The 15,362-nt window shown below is 59.6% G+C and carries 12 protein-coding genes; 4 read left to right on the forward strand and 8 right to left on the reverse strand.

Translation table 11 applies throughout. The annotated features are described in order from the left end of the window. Positions 1 to 37: 37 nt before the first annotated feature. From K8U03_18130 to K8U03_18155, 6 genes are all read right to left on the reverse strand, one after another. Positions 38 to 397, reverse strand: a complete 360-nt coding sequence (locus K8U03_18130) for an RNA-binding protein (protein ID MCE9606809.1) — start codon at positions 395 to 397, stop codon at positions 38 to 40. Positions 398 to 757: 360 nt separating this feature from the next. After that, a complete protein-coding gene (locus K8U03_18135) occupies positions 758 to 1,543 on the reverse strand; it encodes a zinc-dependent peptidase (protein ID MCE9606810.1) in 786 nt (261 codons plus the stop codon). 78 nt (positions 1,544 to 1,621) lie between these two features. After that, on the reverse strand, positions 1,622 to 4,660 hold the full coding sequence (locus K8U03_18140) for a hypothetical protein (GenBank protein ID MCE9606811.1): 3,039 nt from the start codon (positions 4,658 to 4,660) through the stop codon (positions 1,622 to 1,624). Between the two features lie 221 nt (positions 4,661 to 4,881). Then, a protein-coding gene (locus tag K8U03_18145; protein MCE9606812.1) for an IS630 family transposase occupies positions 4,882 to 5,786 on the reverse strand; the annotation gives its coding sequence in 2 pieces (ribosomal slippage) (positions 4,882 to 5,457 and positions 5,460 to 5,786; 903 coding nt in all). Positions 5,787 to 5,859: 73 nt separating this feature from the next. Then, positions 5,860 to 7,383 (reverse strand): phage terminase large subunit family protein, encoded by a 1,524-nt coding sequence (locus tag K8U03_18150; protein ID MCE9606813.1) that lies wholly within the window; start codon positions 7,381 to 7,383, stop codon positions 5,860 to 5,862. Between the two features lie 635 nt (positions 7,384 to 8,018). After that, positions 8,019 to 9,119, reverse strand: a complete 1,101-nt coding sequence (locus tag K8U03_18155; GenBank protein MCE9606814.1) for a hypothetical protein — start codon at positions 9,117 to 9,119, stop codon at positions 8,019 to 8,021. Between the two features lie 100 nt (positions 9,120 to 9,219). On the opposite strand from K8U03_18155, the gene K8U03_18160 reads away from it, so the two are divergent. The 3 genes from K8U03_18160 to K8U03_18170 all read left to right on the forward strand — a co-directional run bounded on the left by K8U03_18160 (position 9,220) and on the right by K8U03_18170 (position 11,787). After that, the gene (locus K8U03_18160) at positions 9,220 to 9,897 is read left to right on the forward strand and encodes a helix-turn-helix transcriptional regulator (protein ID MCE9606815.1); all 678 of its coding nucleotides are present in this window, start codon (positions 9,220 to 9,222) and stop codon (positions 9,895 to 9,897) included. Positions 9,898 to 10,865: 968 nt separating this feature from the next. After that, entirely contained in the window at positions 10,866 to 11,225 is a 360-nt protein-coding gene (locus tag K8U03_18165; GenBank protein MCE9606816.1) for a DUF1257 domain-containing protein, read from the forward strand. A 343-nt stretch (positions 11,226 to 11,568) separates the two neighbouring features. Beyond that, positions 11,569 to 11,787 carry a DUF2997 domain-containing protein gene (locus tag K8U03_18170; protein ID MCE9606817.1) on the forward strand — a complete coding sequence of 73 codons (219 nt, stop codon included), beginning with the start codon at positions 11,569 to 11,571 and terminating at the stop codon, positions 11,785 to 11,787. Between the two features lie 189 nt (positions 11,788 to 11,976). Here the strand turns inward: K8U03_18170 and K8U03_18175 are convergent, their stop codons facing one another. After that, entirely contained in the window at positions 11,977 to 12,288 is a 312-nt protein-coding gene (locus tag K8U03_18175) for a hypothetical protein (protein ID MCE9606818.1), read from the reverse strand. 236 nt (positions 12,289 to 12,524) lie between these two features. On the opposite strand from K8U03_18175, the gene K8U03_18180 reads away from it, so the two are divergent. Further along, positions 12,525 to 14,015, forward strand: a complete 1,491-nt coding sequence (locus K8U03_18180) for an AAA family ATPase (GenBank protein ID MCE9606819.1) — start codon at positions 12,525 to 12,527, stop codon at positions 14,013 to 14,015. Between the two features lie 90 nt (positions 14,016 to 14,105). Here the strand turns inward: K8U03_18180 and K8U03_18185 are convergent, their stop codons facing one another. Further along, the gene (locus tag K8U03_18185) at positions 14,106 to 15,293 is read right to left on the reverse strand and encodes a GNAT family N-acetyltransferase (GenBank protein MCE9606820.1); all 1,188 of its coding nucleotides are present in this window, start codon (positions 15,291 to 15,293) and stop codon (positions 14,106 to 14,108) included. Positions 15,294 to 15,362: the final 69 nt, after the last annotated feature.

Below are 15,362 nucleotides of genomic sequence, written 5' to 3' on the forward strand. Positions count from 1 at the left end.
TTTTCTTAGGACTGGCTTTCGAGCGACTTAGAATCGCTTAGTAGCGACGTCCGCCGCCACCACCGCCGCCACCACCGTAGCCGCCGCGGCCACCGCCGCCGCCGCCACCGTAGCCGCCACGACCACCACCGCCGCCGCCGCCACCGCTCTCGCGAGGCTTGGCTTCGTTGACGGTCAAAGCACGACCGTCATGTTCCTTTTCGTTCAACGCATTGATGGCTTGTTGAGCCGCGTTGTCGTCCGCCATTTCGACGAATCCGAAGCCTTTGCTCCGACCCGTATCACGATCCTGGATGACCTGAGCGCTGTTCACAGTGCCGAACTCTGCGAACAAGGATTCCAACGCGTCGTTCGTGACGCTGTAACTCAAGTTACCGACGTATAGTCTCTTTCCCACCGTAACACTCCTAATGGCGACCCGTGCACTACTTTCGGGGTCGCGTCGAAAGGGACCAAAATGGCGGCCGACCAGGTGGAAGAACGAGAAAACGGGCGGTCTGGTCACCAAGGATCAGGCAGTGCGATTCGCGTCTACAAACCAACCGCGTGCATTTTACCATATTCCGCCATTAGGACTAGACATCTTTTTGGAAATCCGTAAGCAACGGCCCTCCGAGAGCCTCGGGTCGCAATAGCGAAGCCCCACTTCCAACTCTTCAAAAACCGAAGCCATCGAGGCCGCAGCGACGTAAATGGAAAGATGGGCGGCATATGCCACCGCCCAACACCAACACGATTCAGCCATCGACACGATGCTTTAAGCAGGCATTCGTTCTCTTGCGGCAGGATCTTGTCGATAGAATTCTCGCATCATTCCGTATAAGTCCTCTAGACGGCTTTTCATCACGGCCGGCCTTTCGAAAAACAGTTCGGTGGCGACGGCGAAAAACTCCGCGATGTTCGTCGCTCCATAACAATCCAGCGGCGTCGCTCGTCCTAGTTCGCAGTCGTCGACCAGTTGCCGATAACGGCGCCGAATCACTTCGGTCCAACGTCGATCTTGGTCGACCGATTCAAGCGGCGGCGTGCCGTCGACATCCCGTCCGTTGAGCATATCCAGTTGATGCGCGAACTCGTGCAACACGACATTGTGCCCGCGGCGTTCGCCTCGTCCTTCTTTGAGCACATCGCCCCAAGCTAAAATCACGGGCCCTCGATACCAAGCTTCGCCGAGTCGCGCGGAGTCGCCGACTTCGACGACCCCTCCGACTTTCGCCGTTTCACGTTCCGCAACATACGTGTCGGGATAAACGAGCACCGACAAGACATGATCGAAATACTGGCTCGGAAGGCCTAGCGTCAGAATCGCCACCTGCGCCGCAATGGTCACGCGAATCTCATCGGTCATCGTCAGGCCGTTGCACGCTTCCCAGTTTTTCTCGGCGACGAACACCTGCACGTAACCGTGAACTTGCGATCGCTCGTCTTCGGTAAGAGTGCCGTACAGGTGGACGTTCTTTTCGATCGCCTGCAGCCATTCGAGAGGGAACGGCCGCGTCAGTAATTTCTTGCGCCGATGCACTTTCAACCAATAGAACAACATGCGCGCCACTCGAATTCTTTTCTTGACGGCACCGCGAACGGCATTCGATCTTCGGTTCGACGAAGCAGACGCCGCGATTTATTCCGCGATACCGCTCTCTAAGAACGCCAATAAATCCGCGATTTCTTCCAGCGTTAGCGAATCGAGCAACCCTTCCGGCATCGGCGACGTCCCGAGCGAACGATATTCGGCGATCTCCTGTTTGTCGAGTTCGATCGTTTGGCTCGGGCGCAAGGGATCGGTATTCAGCTTGAGTTTCGCCGAACGAAAATCTCCCTCGGATACGACCCGGCCCGTATGCACGAGGCCGCTTTCGGTAATCACTTGTGCGTTGCGATAATTCTCCGCCACCGAAAGCGAAGGGGCGATGATCGATTCCAAGATGTCGCGCCGGCTAAATCGACGTGCGACGAACGTAAGGTCGGGCCCCACGGCCGGCCCTGCGAGTCCTGAACGATGACAACGGCTACACAAGGCGCCTCGAAACAAACTTGCGCCGCGCGCCGCATCTCCGGAGTGTCCTACGGAGCGATCTGCAGGGTCGGCATACACCACGGCCAAGTCAGCGACTTTCCATTTTTTTACCACCGGCCGCGTCGGCGGAAGCGGCTCTTCAACGTAGGTCGGCGCGTTCAAAACATCCGCTAATTGCCCTTTTTCGGCATCGCTGAGCGTTGCCGTCGCCTCTTTACGAATGAGTTCCACGAACATCGGCATCCCCTGACCACCGATGAATCGCGAAGCTTCTTGCAACGTCTTGAAGTAAAAACGTCGGGAGTCTCGCGTCCAACCATCACGTTGATTCCGCAGCGCGAGCAGCCCGGCAAGGCGATCTTCTTGAATCGAGCTCTTAAGCAACGCTTTCGCAACATACTCGACGACCTGAGTTGCGATGCTCGGCTCATGCATATCGCCAAGTAAGCGCGCCACCCTACGCCGCAACTCGACGTTACTACCGTAAGGGCTGACTCGCAGCGATTCAGTGGATACGGAGTTCTCTCCAGCGAGTAACTGCTTACCGATCTTTGCCCGATGCTGCGCGAAAGCATCAGGAGCGAGCAGCCGACATTGATCGAACAAGTGGACCACGATCAAAGCCGTACCGACGTCGGCCTTTGCTAAATCGACGCTCGTAAGATACTGAAGAATGTCCGGCGCTGCGTCTTTTCGACCGGCTCGTATCAACATCATGGCCGCATCTAGGCGAACATCGTGCAGTGCGGACGTTTCACTCTCGGGAGCCGTCACCAGTTGCCGCATCTGCGGCGACCAACTTTCGATCGCTCGCTGCTCGATCGCAATGCGGGCCGCATGCCGGATCATCGGGTCGGAGCTTGCAAGCTGCGGCAACGACTTTGCGATAGCCTGAGAATCCGCCGTGCCATGCAGCGCTTCCAAACTCCGCCGAAGCGTCCGTTGTTCGCTCGCAAAAGATTCCGATTGCCGACGATGCACTTCGCCGTCGGCAGCCGAGGCGTTTACCGTCGGTTCCGGTTTCGGACCCGTAAACGCAACGCGATACAATGCCGACTGCGTCTTACGCCCACCGGTGATGAGATACATCGCACCGTCGGGCCCCGCGGCAAGATCGGTAACGTTGAGAGGTTGCCCTTGCAGGAATAGCTCGAGCGCCGCGCGATAGCCGAAGCCATTGGGTGCCAAATGAACCGCGAGCACTCTCCCGTAAGACCAATCAAGCACGAACAACGCCTCACGATACGGCGACGGAAACGCCAACTTCTCGCCGAACATCGCCGAGGTCGGCGAACCCCGTCCGACATCGATCAGCGGCAAGCCATTGTCGGGACGATCCGGAACTTCGACGGGCCACAAGTCGCCGTTATCGCGATAGCCGTAATCGGCTCCTGAGACAAGTTGGACGATCCGCGTCGGACGGTACCACGGCGTCGCCATATCGGATTCGTTGTCGGCATCGTACGTGAACACATCGCCGTTGGGATGCACGGCCACGCCGTACGGGTTCCTTAATCCGGTGCAGATCAATTCCCAATGTTTCGCCTCTGCGTCGGTGCGAATCAGATGGCCTTCCCTGCGCGGAGGCTTGCCTTGGGCGATTAGTTGCCGCGATTCTCTGAGCGGAGACGTTCGATCGAGGATCGGCTCTCCCGGCGGGAAAACGCTATCTCCGTGCATCGAATAGATTCGGCCCTCCGGAGCCGACGCGAGATCGTTACGGCCGTGCCCCACCTTACCTTTGAACTCTCGCAGCTTCGTTAGATCCGAAAACTTTCCGTCGCCGGTCGGCCTTGCGCTGAACATCGCTTGCGAATTGTTGGCATTGAGATAAAGCCGATCATAGGCGTAAAGCAAACCACGACATTCGTCGACCGGAAGTTTGACGTGCTCGACATGCGTCACCGACTTTCGAGCTTCGTCGAGCGTCAATTGGAGCAAGCCGCGATCTTCACGCGAAACCGTCAGCCGGCCCTGAGGCTCGAAGGCCATGCTGATCCAAGAACCTTCGTCGGGCAGGGCGGTTCGGAGGAGCGTGAGCTCGAATCCGGGCGCCGTCCAAAATCGAGGCGAGCGCTCTTTCTTCGTCGACGATAACGTCTGCTTCCACTGCTCGTAGTTTTCGAACGGCGAAATGATCGCGGGCCTGCGATCGATTCCCCACAATTCCGGCCGGACCTGCCCAAGCGATTTCGCCGGACGACTTTCGGCGGCTGCCTCATCGACCTCCGATCGCAACGCATTCCACGTCGCATCGGATACGATCCCGGATCGCTCGCCGTTTTTCGTGAGGACCGTGAGAGAAAGTGCCACGGCCGGAGGCCCTTCGGCCGGGATCGCCGTGACCACCAGTTCGTTCTTGCCGCGCTGCATCCAACGGGTAACATCGAACTCCTGCGTCGGGCAATACGGCTCCAGCGTCAACGCCGTCCGACCGTTGATCACGACCGAAGCTCGACAGCCGTCAGCGGCAAGCTTCAGCCCCGCCGCTTGAATCGCGTCGACGAGTTCTATATTTTTCGTGAACCTACCGGTGGGACCTACAGCGCTGTCGTTCCAAATCCACTCTGGATTCGCAGAGGAGCTCTCGGCGGCGACGACATTCGCGCCGTAGAGGATCGTCGCGAAGAAAAGCAGGGACATCCGAATGAAACGCGCAACATCACCGAAGATTCTCGGCATTACCGACTCTCCGCGCTGAGACCCACGCTAGTTTCGAAACATCGCCCAGCATAACACGACGCGACGAGGTTATCACACCCTTGAAACGCGTCGGCTCTGCGTCTACCGGCCGCGATTCATGGCGCGCTACTTAACTTGGCGCGAATCATTGCTTCTTTCCGGGCGACTAGTCGGGTCCGGAGTTAGAGCATTTTTCCCGAGGTCGTAGCGTAGCCGGAGTTGCGGAAGTAGTTGCGGCATTCGGTCGGAGCGAAGCGGTCGAGAAGTTTGCCGAGGAGCGACCAGAGACCGTCGACGGTGCGCTCTTTCGCGCTGCGGACGAGCCATTTGAGCTTGGCGAACGCTTGCCGCGCACCGACCGCTTCGATCGCCGCGCGGACGCCTGCGACTTTGTGGACCGAGAGGTTGTCCATCACGACGACATCGCCGGCGTGTAACGTCGGCGCGAGTTGCTGCTTGACGTAAGCCAAGAACGTCGGACCGTCGAGCGCGCCATCCACGACCATCGGCGCCGTGAGGCCGCTCGAGCGGAGCGCGGCGACGAACGTCGTCGACTTCCAATGTCCGTGCGGCGTCTTGTCGACCAAGCGTTCGCTCCGCGGCGCTCGGCCGCGCAAACGCGTCATGTTCGTCGCGGTCGAGGTCTCGTCGAGGAACACGTACCGCTCGACGGCGAGGCTCGTCATTTCGGCTTGCCACCGCGCACGTTCTTCGCGGACGTCGGGCCGGTCTTGCTCCGCGGCATGGACGACTTTTTTTTGAACGACAGCCGGAGGTCGTCGAGCGCGCGCCAGAGTGTCGTTACGCTGACGGCGACCGGCAACTCGGTCCGAAGTTCTTCCAGCGTCGCATCGGGTTGCTTGCGAACCAACGACCGCAGGAGTTCGGAGTGCTCCGCCAAGACCTTCTTCGCCGACTTCGGCCGCGACGAGCGGGGCGTCGTCTCGCCCGTCTCCCGACGCCGCTGCTTCAGGCGTCGAAGCCACGATTCACTGACGCGACACTTCGTCGCCGCCACCCGCGTCGACATTCCGCCGTCGCAATCTTCCAAGATCCGCGAACGCAGATCCCGAGAATAAGCATCCATGACAAGTCCTCCCGTGACTCGCCCCGTCTTACCTCATTCGCCGCAATCGCGCTAGACCCTCCGGAAAAATGCTCTAGCCGCCGTACTGGAAATGGGAATGCCACATCCGCAGCGCCAACACTTGCACGTAATTCAAGGAATGGAGAGCATCGTCGTGTTGGTGTTCAGGACAAACGTAACGGACCGTTCGCAGGTAGGGATCGAACTCGGCCGTTTCGCAGGTGAATTGTTGGAGAAATTTTCCACAGTCGCCCACTTTCGGAAAAAGCGTCATCCGCTTCTTGATCCGCGTGAATAAACCGCCGATCGTGCCGCTGCGATCGACGATCCATTTATATAGCACCCCATCTTGCTTCGGTTCTTGTTCGGTCGAGGAATACAGGATCGCGTAAATGGGAATTCGCGACTCGACTTTAGAGAAGAGCACGCGGTTGTAAACGCCGCCGTTCCCGCCGCCGTCGGCCGCGATGAACCGTACACGAAATTCGCGGCAGAGTTTGGCGACGGCGTCGGACACGACCTCCGAATCCTCTTGGGCGCGCAATTGCTCGAAGCGCACGACGACGAAGTTCTTATCTTCCCGGATATAACCGATCGTCACGACGGTCGCGGAATGGACGCCTCCGCTCCAATCGATGCCGGCCAGCAAGCGGTCGCGATATTCGCGCGGGACATCCGCGAGTTTCGTCGCCATCGCTTGCTTCGTGCAGCAGGCCTCGATCTCTTCGCGCGTGATGAGATGATCGCCGAGCTGCGTCGGCAGACCGAGACATTCGTTCTTGAAGCGGGCCGCATCGTAGGTCGCCTGCCGCAATAGAATGTCATCGAACTTCAGCCACGGGACCATCAGGTGATTGATCCAAAATCCCTCACCCCAGCGTGATGCGGGATTTCGGGCCACCCAGCGTCCGTCGCGGGCCTGGATCGGTCCCCGGCAGTTGGGACAAACGAGTCCCGCAGGACCGATCAATTTATCGTCCGGAATGAAACTTAACTTGCAGGTATGGCAGGGAATGTGCCATTCGTTGCCGGTCGATTGCTGAAAAATCGACTCCACATGGTTGTCTTCCCCCTTAGGGGTCGCCGTAAGGATGACGCGCGGCCGAGTGGAGTGCGATAAGGTCTCCTGGAGAACAGGCAGCGTTTGGTCGGCGATATCCTGGAACTCGTCGATGAACAACAGGTCCGCGCTTAATCCCCGGACGGGGTCGGCTGAATGGAACGCGGCGCGAATATACACCTCGGATCCGTTTCGAAAGCGCATGTGCTTGACCTGCGGGCGACGCCCTCGATTCCCTAATAAGAGGCGACTGACGACGGGACTTCCCTCGATCGCCGGAATGAGTCGCGACTTACTGAAGACGGCGGCCTGCTCCTGGCGGGGACAAACGAAAATCATGCTCGTTCCCGGGTTCGCAATCGCTTCGTAAATGATCCGATTACAAAGTAGCGTTGATTTTTCGACCTGTCGGCTACACCGCAGGATGAGATGGCGGTCGATCGCCCCATAGACGCTCTTCAAGTACTCCCGGCCGGCGAACGAGATCGGCTGATTCCGCAAACGAATAAAATTTTTGCAGAACTTAAGAAGTCCCATGGGAATTCCCCATGGCGCGCGCCACGATCGCAGCGAGTTGTTCTTCCGAAAGAAATGCCGCCAAGTCATTCGCCATTTCGGGATGTCGTGCGACCATTTCGACCAGGGCTTCATCGGCGGTCCCTGAATGGCGCTCGGTCCCGCTTCGCTGACGGTAGTGCTGCAGGAGCGCTGTATAGCTGGCGTGCATCGTTCGCGCCTGTCCGATGGACACCCTGCCGAGCAAGACGAGTGGCGGTATGCCGCTCAAAGCGGCTAGACATTCCTCCTCGCTCAAGATTCGCGGCACGTGCGGACGACGCGCGTCGCGGCGGTAGTTTTCGGATCCATGATCGCCCGGCGGATCGCTCCGATGCGATTGTTGCCGGCGCGACTCCTGTTGACGGTCGGTTTGCGGCTGCGCGGCCTCGGCAGCGTTCCGGTCGGTGCCGCCGTGGTTCTCGGACCGCTCGTTCGCGGCCTGGTCGTCCGGACTTGGTAAAAGGGGAAATGTCATCGCACAGTCCTTTGCGCTGGTCGATCGCCGGAAGGGAATGTCGACCGCTTCACGCAGTGGTCACTTCCCTCGGCGAATTCGGAACTTCGTGTCGGTAAACTCGGCTTCGTTTTGATTTAGGAAAGAGTCCAGGTTGGGGTTAGTCGTTCTCCGGCGGCCGCCGGATCTGCGTTGCGGAGGACGCTTGGCTCAGTCGATCGCTTTGATCGGCGAAGTATCGGTCCAGTCCCGCCAATTGAGAACTGCCGTCCTCGGCGGCGAGCGAGAGGCGGATCTTCTCAATCATCGAGCGCACGGTCGCGACACGGAGTATGCCGATCCTCGTGGCCAACTGCGCGGCGTGGAGGGCGGGGCACCACAATAAATGGCGGATGGCGTCGAACCAGAGCCGCAGCGGCAGCGGGGAGTCAGACATGATGGTCGTCGCCCGTATGCCGCTCTGCCGTTTGCAAATCCGGCATTCCCAGCACTTGTGACGCGAAAAGATCCGGCCTTGTTTCGCCCGGCAATGCGGGCAACGTACCGCCCCTCGCAGCCAACGATCCGCGAGATACCGCTCGCACGCCGCCTCGTCGGCGAACCCGAGCGGCGGCATCGCAAGTCCGCGTTGTGCACGGCGCGCGTTTTGAAGAGATTCCAACCGTTCCAACGTTTTCAGGAAGGCGCGTGAGCGATGCAGACTGTGTCGTTCGCAACGATCCGCCGCCGCCACGGTCAACGCCGCCGCTAAACCGGCATCCTCCGCCGCAACATCGGCCGCCTGTGGCATTCCCGGCAACCAAGCGGGGAGCAGCAGCGCCGTCTGGCGCGCGACCGCAGCGACCCCCTGGTCCCATTTCTCGCTGGCGGCGGCATGGCGGGCGAGTTCATGGACGAGCAGCGTCTCGGTCGCGCCGGAGGGCTGGTACTCCTCGATAAGGCGACGCCGCAACTGTTCTTGAAACGTCCGTTCCAGCACGGGTGGAAGAGCTCGCTCCTCGGCGCTGGACTCACGCAGATCGTCCACCTGCTCCGCTGCGGCACCCTCCGGCGTCGACGCTCCGCAAGCGATCGGACCAGCGCGATTCCGTTCTCCTTCCCACGCCTGATTTTGCCTGGTTGCGCAGGAGGAAAATTCCGTTGTGCTCCGCCCCGCGATGAAGGATGATTCGGAGATTGCGCGATCTGCCGATGCTTGGCGATCGGCATCCCGCTTCGGTCGACCATCCGTCATCGGTGTCGTCGCGCTTTGGCCATCCATGGCGGATCTCCGCAAAGTCCAGAAAAATTTCACACGCGAGAACGTTCCCTATTAGAATATCCTTATAGGGTATCTCGGTCAAGAACCATAAAACTGAAATATGACGCAAGAACCACATAAAGCCACCCCTTTCGAAGGTGTTGAGAGCGATCTGGCGGATCTCCCCCGTAAGCGGCTGGAAAAGCTGCTGGAAGCCATGGAAGAGCGGGGCATTTCGCAAGCCGACGTCGCAAAACGGGTAGCGGTTCCCGCGCCCTATCTCTCTGACGTGAAGATCGGGCGGCGTCCGCTGTCGGAGTTATTTGCGCGGCGGTTCTTTGAGGAATTCGGCGTCGACCACCAGTGGCTTTTAGGCCAACAAGGCTCGATGGAGGTCCCGCCGTTCGGTAGCTCCTCGCTCGGCGACGGGCGACGCGTCTGGCTGCCGGCCTTCGCACATCCGATTTCGGGGGATCCCACAGGCTGGAGCAACTGGGATGGGACGTGCGTGGAGCTCGCCGGGATGGCCGCGATACGCGTCCTGTTCGCCGAGCGACCGTACATCCTCCGATTCGGCGTCGACGATCGACGGGGGCGACTCCGGCGCGGCGACTTGGTGCTCATTTCGCAGGCGATCGACGCCTCGGCCGAGATCCAGGTTGTGAAAGCAGCGAGGAAGATGTTCTTAGCGCGCCGTGCACCGGATGGGACCTGGGAGCGCTTGAGCACCGACGGAACGATCGACGTCGAACCGGTCGTGATAGGACACTGCGTCGGCGTCATATGGAGCGCGTTGTAACAGGGAAAGCTTCGGCCTCAACGGCCCGAACGAGGCTCGGCAGGCGCCGCGTCCTTCGATATTGCCGACGATCGGCTCACGGCGACGTACCGAGCTGCAGTTCACGCCCTATGGGAGCGTACCGCGTTCCCGATGATTCGGCGAATTCCTTTCGCATGTGCACTTGCGCGCTGTGCGAGCGACGTCGACCGCATCGCCGGCAACGATCGGAGTAGTGACGACGAAAATCGACTTTTCATGGACTCGGCGATCCGCCTTCAACCTGAAATCCTGCCGTCGGTGCTATGCACTTGAGGTCGATAAAAGCAAAATCGCCGAAGGGCACCTTGCCGTCCGCGATTTTAGCTTCGCGACATGACGAGTCTCGGGGCGATAGGCCGCCGGCAGTACGGCGATCCTCCGAACTAGGGAGGTCTCGGTGGAGTTTCCTTTCAGCGGCCGAGCGCAGCGGTCGGGTACGTAGGGGAATTGCTTTTTTCGGTAACTTGATTTCTCACCATCGAACTTAAAAAACCGCTTTTTCGAGGCATATAAGGAGACCATGACTTAGCCGTCGCATTCCCCGTATCTCCTTGTTATTTCGTCAACGGCTCACGAGATCGACTAGGTCTCGCGTCGTCACCGGGAAGACGCAGGTTCGATCCGGTCACCGTGGGCTCCCTTGGCATTCGGCATGGAGCCCTGGCACTATTGCCGGCATCTTCGCGCATTCAACCGCCGGGGATGGTCTTGTGATAAGGCTTCAACACCCGGGTCATCCGCTCGGCGGCGGCACGACGACCGACCGATCGGTTTTGGGAGGCTCCGACGACGAAGCTTCCGATGGCTACGAAAGGTTCCTAAAAAACATATGCGAGCCGGAAATCGTACGGTTCATAAAGTACCTAGCCGGGGCGGTGGAGAGCGCCGAATTCTCATGCCTGCATCTTGATCGTCCCTGGAAACTCTAACAAGGAGAGACCAAGTTTATGTCCCACATCGTTCAGATTCAGACCGAGGTGCGCGATCCGGTCGCCCTGACGACGGCCTGTGCTCGACTCGGACTACCTACGCCGATCCATCGGACCGTCATACTCTACCAAGCCGAAGCGACGGGCTTAGCAGTGGAGTTGCCGCGTTGGCGATACCCAGTCGTGTGTCAGACGGAGACCGGTCAACTTCGCTACGACAACTTCGGAGGTCGTTGGGGAGATCGGACCCAACTCGATCGGCTGCTTCAGATTTACGCGGTGGAAAAAGCTAAATCGGCGGCGCGGAAGCAGGGCTTCGGCGTGAGCGAGCGGACGCTCGAGGACGGGAGTATTTTAATTCGGGTTCAGGCCGCTTGAGCTTGCGCGTCCGCTGCGTTCGATCTTCGCATGCGATTTTTATAAGCCTTGCGAAGCTGAGGCGATTCGTTCTCGGCGCTCGGCTTCGGCCTGGACGACGATCCCATGACCGTCTTTCACCTTTCGCCTGCGGTCGAAATGAAATGCGTGAGTCCGAATACCGTAAGGTTAAGGAAGACGGCACACAACGTCATGTCGATTTAAGCACCATGAACGTCGATGCGGAAGCGGCCCCGCAGCGAAGGCCGGTTGCCGACGCGTCCATGAAATCCTCAGAACGTAGTCGCGGCTTGAATTAGTTCGCTTTCACGGCAAGCACCTCCTTCATCTTTCGGAGAACGACATGCAAGACCGCATAACGGGTAACGCTGTATTTAAGATCGTGGAAGTGGTCGTATCGCCAACGGGAGAGATCGTCATTCGGACCAAAGGATTCGTCGGTACGGCCTGCCGAGACGGGAGCCGGTTTCTCGAAGAAGCTCTCGGACGATGTCAGAACGAGCGGCTTACCACCGAATCGCACCAAGCTCTTCCCGTAGACGGACTATGGGTGAATCGCTGACGAACGGTGCGTTAGCGAAAATCGTCGATCTCTTTTCGACTATCCGTATGAACGCGCCATTTCATCGTCATCAGGCGGCACTCGCTCAGCCGAGCTTTACACGCGGCAGCGTGACGGATTCCTACGCGTGAAGTGATTCCGCGGCAAAAAATCCCGGCCGCCGGCACCGCGCAGTCGACGCCCCCTTGCTCACGAACCGTACTCCAGCCCCATTCTGCGAATCCGTCCTCCGCGGTAATGCGGCACGGGGGCGACGTTAAATCCATCAGCACGCAAGCGGATTGTCGAACGTCGATTCTTTTTATCACGCGGCAAGCGGCGACGCGGGATCGACGACGCCGGGTTTTCGTCACGGTAGTTGAAGTCCATTGTTTTGTGCCGTATCGACTGCGGCCCAAACGATGCAATCTGTTGTTCAAAAAGAGAGAGCCGTTTTGGAGCTGCTAGGTAGGCTACCACGCGCGACGGCTCGTGCTCATCGGCCTGAACGCCCATCACCAAGGGGACCCAATCCCGCTGTCGAGCGTTCGCTCGTGAGCGTCCGACCTTGCGCTCCCCGTAGGGTTCGCGGTCCAATCGCCAAAGCCACGCGACCATTCACAAGGCTTAGTATGCAGGGACCCACCACCCGAAATATCGGCCGAAGAAGTCGTCGCGCCGGAGACGGCGACTTACATAAGCACCTTTTTCCCATCCGTCCTCGGCGTCCGGTTGCCGACACACCTCGGGAGCATTCCATGTCTTTGGCTCAGAGCTTGTCCGAATACATCCGTGCCTGTTTTACCGGGGTCTGGGTCGAAAGTCATGAACAGCAAGATGCACTTACCGAAATCGCCGGCCTCTGTCGCCGCGAACGGTGGCGACTCGCAACCTGGGACATCGATCGCGGACTCGACGTCGGCGATGACGGATCGTCGATCTCTGCCGGACAGGATCCGCTCGCGGCCGTTCAAGCACTGAACCGGATGGCGTCGGCCGACGGCACCGCGATCTTGGTACTGCAGAACTTCCATCGGTTCATGCAATCCGCCGAGATCGTGCAAGCACTTTTGCGACAGATCATTAACGGCAAGCAGCATCGGACCTTCGTCGTGGTCCTAGCTCCGCTGGTCCAGATACCGCTCGAACTCGAAAAGTTGTTCGTCGTCGTGTCGCATGAGCTTCCCGGCCGCGAGCAGTTGTTAGAGATCGCCCGCGGGATCGCGACGGAAGCCGGTGAGTTACCGGAAGGTGCCGCACTCGACACCATGCTCGATTCGGCGGCGGGACTCACGCGTTACGAAGCGGAAGGGGCGTTCAGCCTAGCACTGGTTCGATGCGGTCGTATTCAAGCGGATGCGATCTGGGATTTGAAGGCCGGCATGCTGAAGAAGAGCGGCTTAATGTCGCTGCATCGCAACAGCGACGACTTTGAGAGTTTGGGCGGCCTCTCTGCGCTCAAAGCCTTCTGCAAACGCGCGCTGCTGCAGCCGGGACGAGGTCATCCACTCAAGCGTCCCCGGGGCGTGCTCTTGCTCTCACCGCCGGGATGTGGCAAGTCGCAGTTCTGCAAAGCACTCGGCAAGGAAACCGGGCGGCCGGTGTTGATCCTCGACGTCGGGACGCTGATGGGCTCGCTCGTCGGTCAAACGGAAGAGCGGACGCGGCAGGCACTGCGAATCATCGAGGCCATGGCCCCGTGCGTGCTGATGGTCGACGAGGTCGAGAAGGCGTTCGCCGGGCTCGGTACGTCAGGCTCCGCCGATAGCGGCGTCTCGGCGCGGATGTTCGGTGCGTTCCTCAGCTGGCTCAACGACCACGAGTCCGACGTCTTCACGGTTTGTACGGCCAACGACGTTTCGAAACTTCCGCCCGAATTCTCACGCGCCGGTCGCTTCGACGGCGTCTTCTTTCTCGATCTGCCGGAGCGTGCCGAGAAGGACGCCATCTGGCGGATGTACCTGGCGCAGTACCAACTCGATCGCGATCAACGCTTGCCGGACGACGCGCAGTGGACCGGGGCCGAGATCAAAAGCTGCTGTCGATTGGCGGCGCTCTTGGATCTGCCGCTCGTGCAAGCGGCCGAGAACGTCGTCCCGGTCGCCGTCACGGCGGCCGAAGCGGTCGAGCGGTTGCGCTCTTGGGCCGGCGGGCGATGTCTCAGCGCCGATCACGCCGGGATCTACCGCCGCGAAGCGTCGGCAACAACGTCGCGCCGTCGCGTCACGCGGGATTCCTCGCAGAACTAGCTTTGATCAGAAGTGGAAAAGCAACGGCGACGCTTTGCCGAAATGGCTTGCGTCGCCGTTGCCGATTTATCGAATGAATTCGTTCCGAACTTACGCGGCCTTGCGCAATCGCGGCGGCCTGCTAATGCGATTTTCGCGGAACACGTTCTTCGCCGCCGGGGTGGGAATCTCCGGCATGAAGTACTTCGCCAGAATTTGGAACGGCGCCTGGAGCCAGCCGCCGACTTTGACGTAGATGATCCGCCCCCGCGGCTTGCTGCCGATGCGGAGCTTGAATTCGTCGACCGTCGTGCCGAGGCTGATGTGCCGGAGGCCGCGCGACTGGGCTGATTCGATTTCGTGAAAGTAGAGATTGCGGTAGATGCCGTACTGCCGGCTCAGCGGTTCGTCGACCGCCACCGTCAGCAGTTGGTACGTCTCTCCGGTGTCGTAGCTGATGAAGAACCCCGCCGGTTGATCGTCGACGTAAACCAACAGCACTTGCAGCCGGTCGCGGAGGCGAGCGATGAATTCGTTAAAGTAGTGCCGCGGCAACGTAATGAGCTGCAGGACGACGCGTTCCAGTAACCGCAGGTAGAAAGCATAGAACTCCGGCGTGATCGGGTCTGCTTGCTTCGCCGCGTCGTCCAAGACCTCGATGCGGACGCGACTGCGGTCGAGCAAACGCATGTCGTGCTGGATGTCGGTGCGGTAACAAGAACGCATCGCCAGCAGATAGTCGTCGAATGTTCGTTGCGGAATGTCGAGAAAGTGCGATGGCAGCGAACACCCCCGACTAAAGCCGTGGCTTTGTAGTTCGTCCATCCAAGCGGCATCGTCGGAAAAAAAGTCGCCTAAGATGGTGAGCGACGCGTGGTGACGACGCGCAAACTCTGCGGCGGCTTGCGAGAATAATCGCAGGGCCTCGGCGCGATCGGCGCCGGCCCGAAAGCAGAGCTTCTCTTGCTCGACGGCGGTGGGCATGCCCGACATGGCTGTTTTGAATCGCAGGAAATTCGGCCAGAGTCGTCGCACCCAACCGACGGCGCGGCGCACGCCGGGCGCGGCTTCCATGACGGTATCAAGAAGGCACGTGTTCAGGCACATGCCGGCCGCCGGTCGTCCGGCATCGTCGTACACCACGACGACGGCGGTTTGCGTCAACTCGCCTAACGTCTCTTCCACCAATTGAATGAACTTCGGCTCGGTGAACGGTTCGCGGTGGGTTCCTCGTACCGTTCGCCAGTCGGCGGCAGGCACGTCGCGAATGGAATCGTAAATGCGAAACGAATAAGGCATCGAACGGCAGCTCCTTCCGAGACAATCCGGCACGTGCCGATCACACGTTTCCATCGTTTTCGTCATTTT

Source organism: Planctomycetia bacterium, from assembly GCA_021413845.1.
Classification (GTDB): Bacteria; Planctomycetota; Planctomycetia; order Pirellulales; family PNKZ01; genus PNKZ01.

Excerpts from the sequence above, each read along its gene's own strand:
- K8U03_18135 (MCE9606810.1), bottom strand. The coding sequence starts at position 1,543 with ATGTTGTTCTATTGGTTGAAAGTGCATCGGCGCAAGAAATTACTGACG.
- K8U03_18140 (MCE9606811.1), bottom strand. The coding sequence starts at position 4,660 with ATGTCCCTGCTTTTCTTCGCGACGATCCTCTACGGCGCGAATGTCGTC.
- K8U03_18150 (MCE9606813.1), bottom strand. The coding sequence starts at position 7,383 with ATGGGACTTCTTAAGTTCTGCAAAAATTTTATTCGTTTGCGGAATCAG.
- K8U03_18155 (MCE9606814.1), bottom strand. The coding sequence starts at position 9,119 with ATGGATGGCCAAAGCGCGACGACACCGATGACGGATGGTCGACCGAAG.
- K8U03_18160 (MCE9606815.1), top strand. The coding sequence starts at position 9,220 with ATGACGCAAGAACCACATAAAGCCACCCCTTTCGAAGGTGTTGAGAGC.
- K8U03_18165 (MCE9606816.1), top strand. The coding sequence starts at position 10,866 with ATGTCCCACATCGTTCAGATTCAGACCGAGGTGCGCGATCCGGTCGCC.
- K8U03_18170 (MCE9606817.1), top strand. The coding sequence starts at position 11,569 with ATGCAAGACCGCATAACGGGTAACGCTGTATTTAAGATCGTGGAAGTG.
- K8U03_18180 (MCE9606819.1), top strand. The coding sequence starts at position 12,525 with ATGTCTTTGGCTCAGAGCTTGTCCGAATACATCCGTGCCTGTTTTACC.
- K8U03_18185 (MCE9606820.1), bottom strand. The coding sequence starts at position 15,293 with ATGCCTTATTCGTTTCGCATTTACGATTCCATTCGCGACGTGCCTGCC.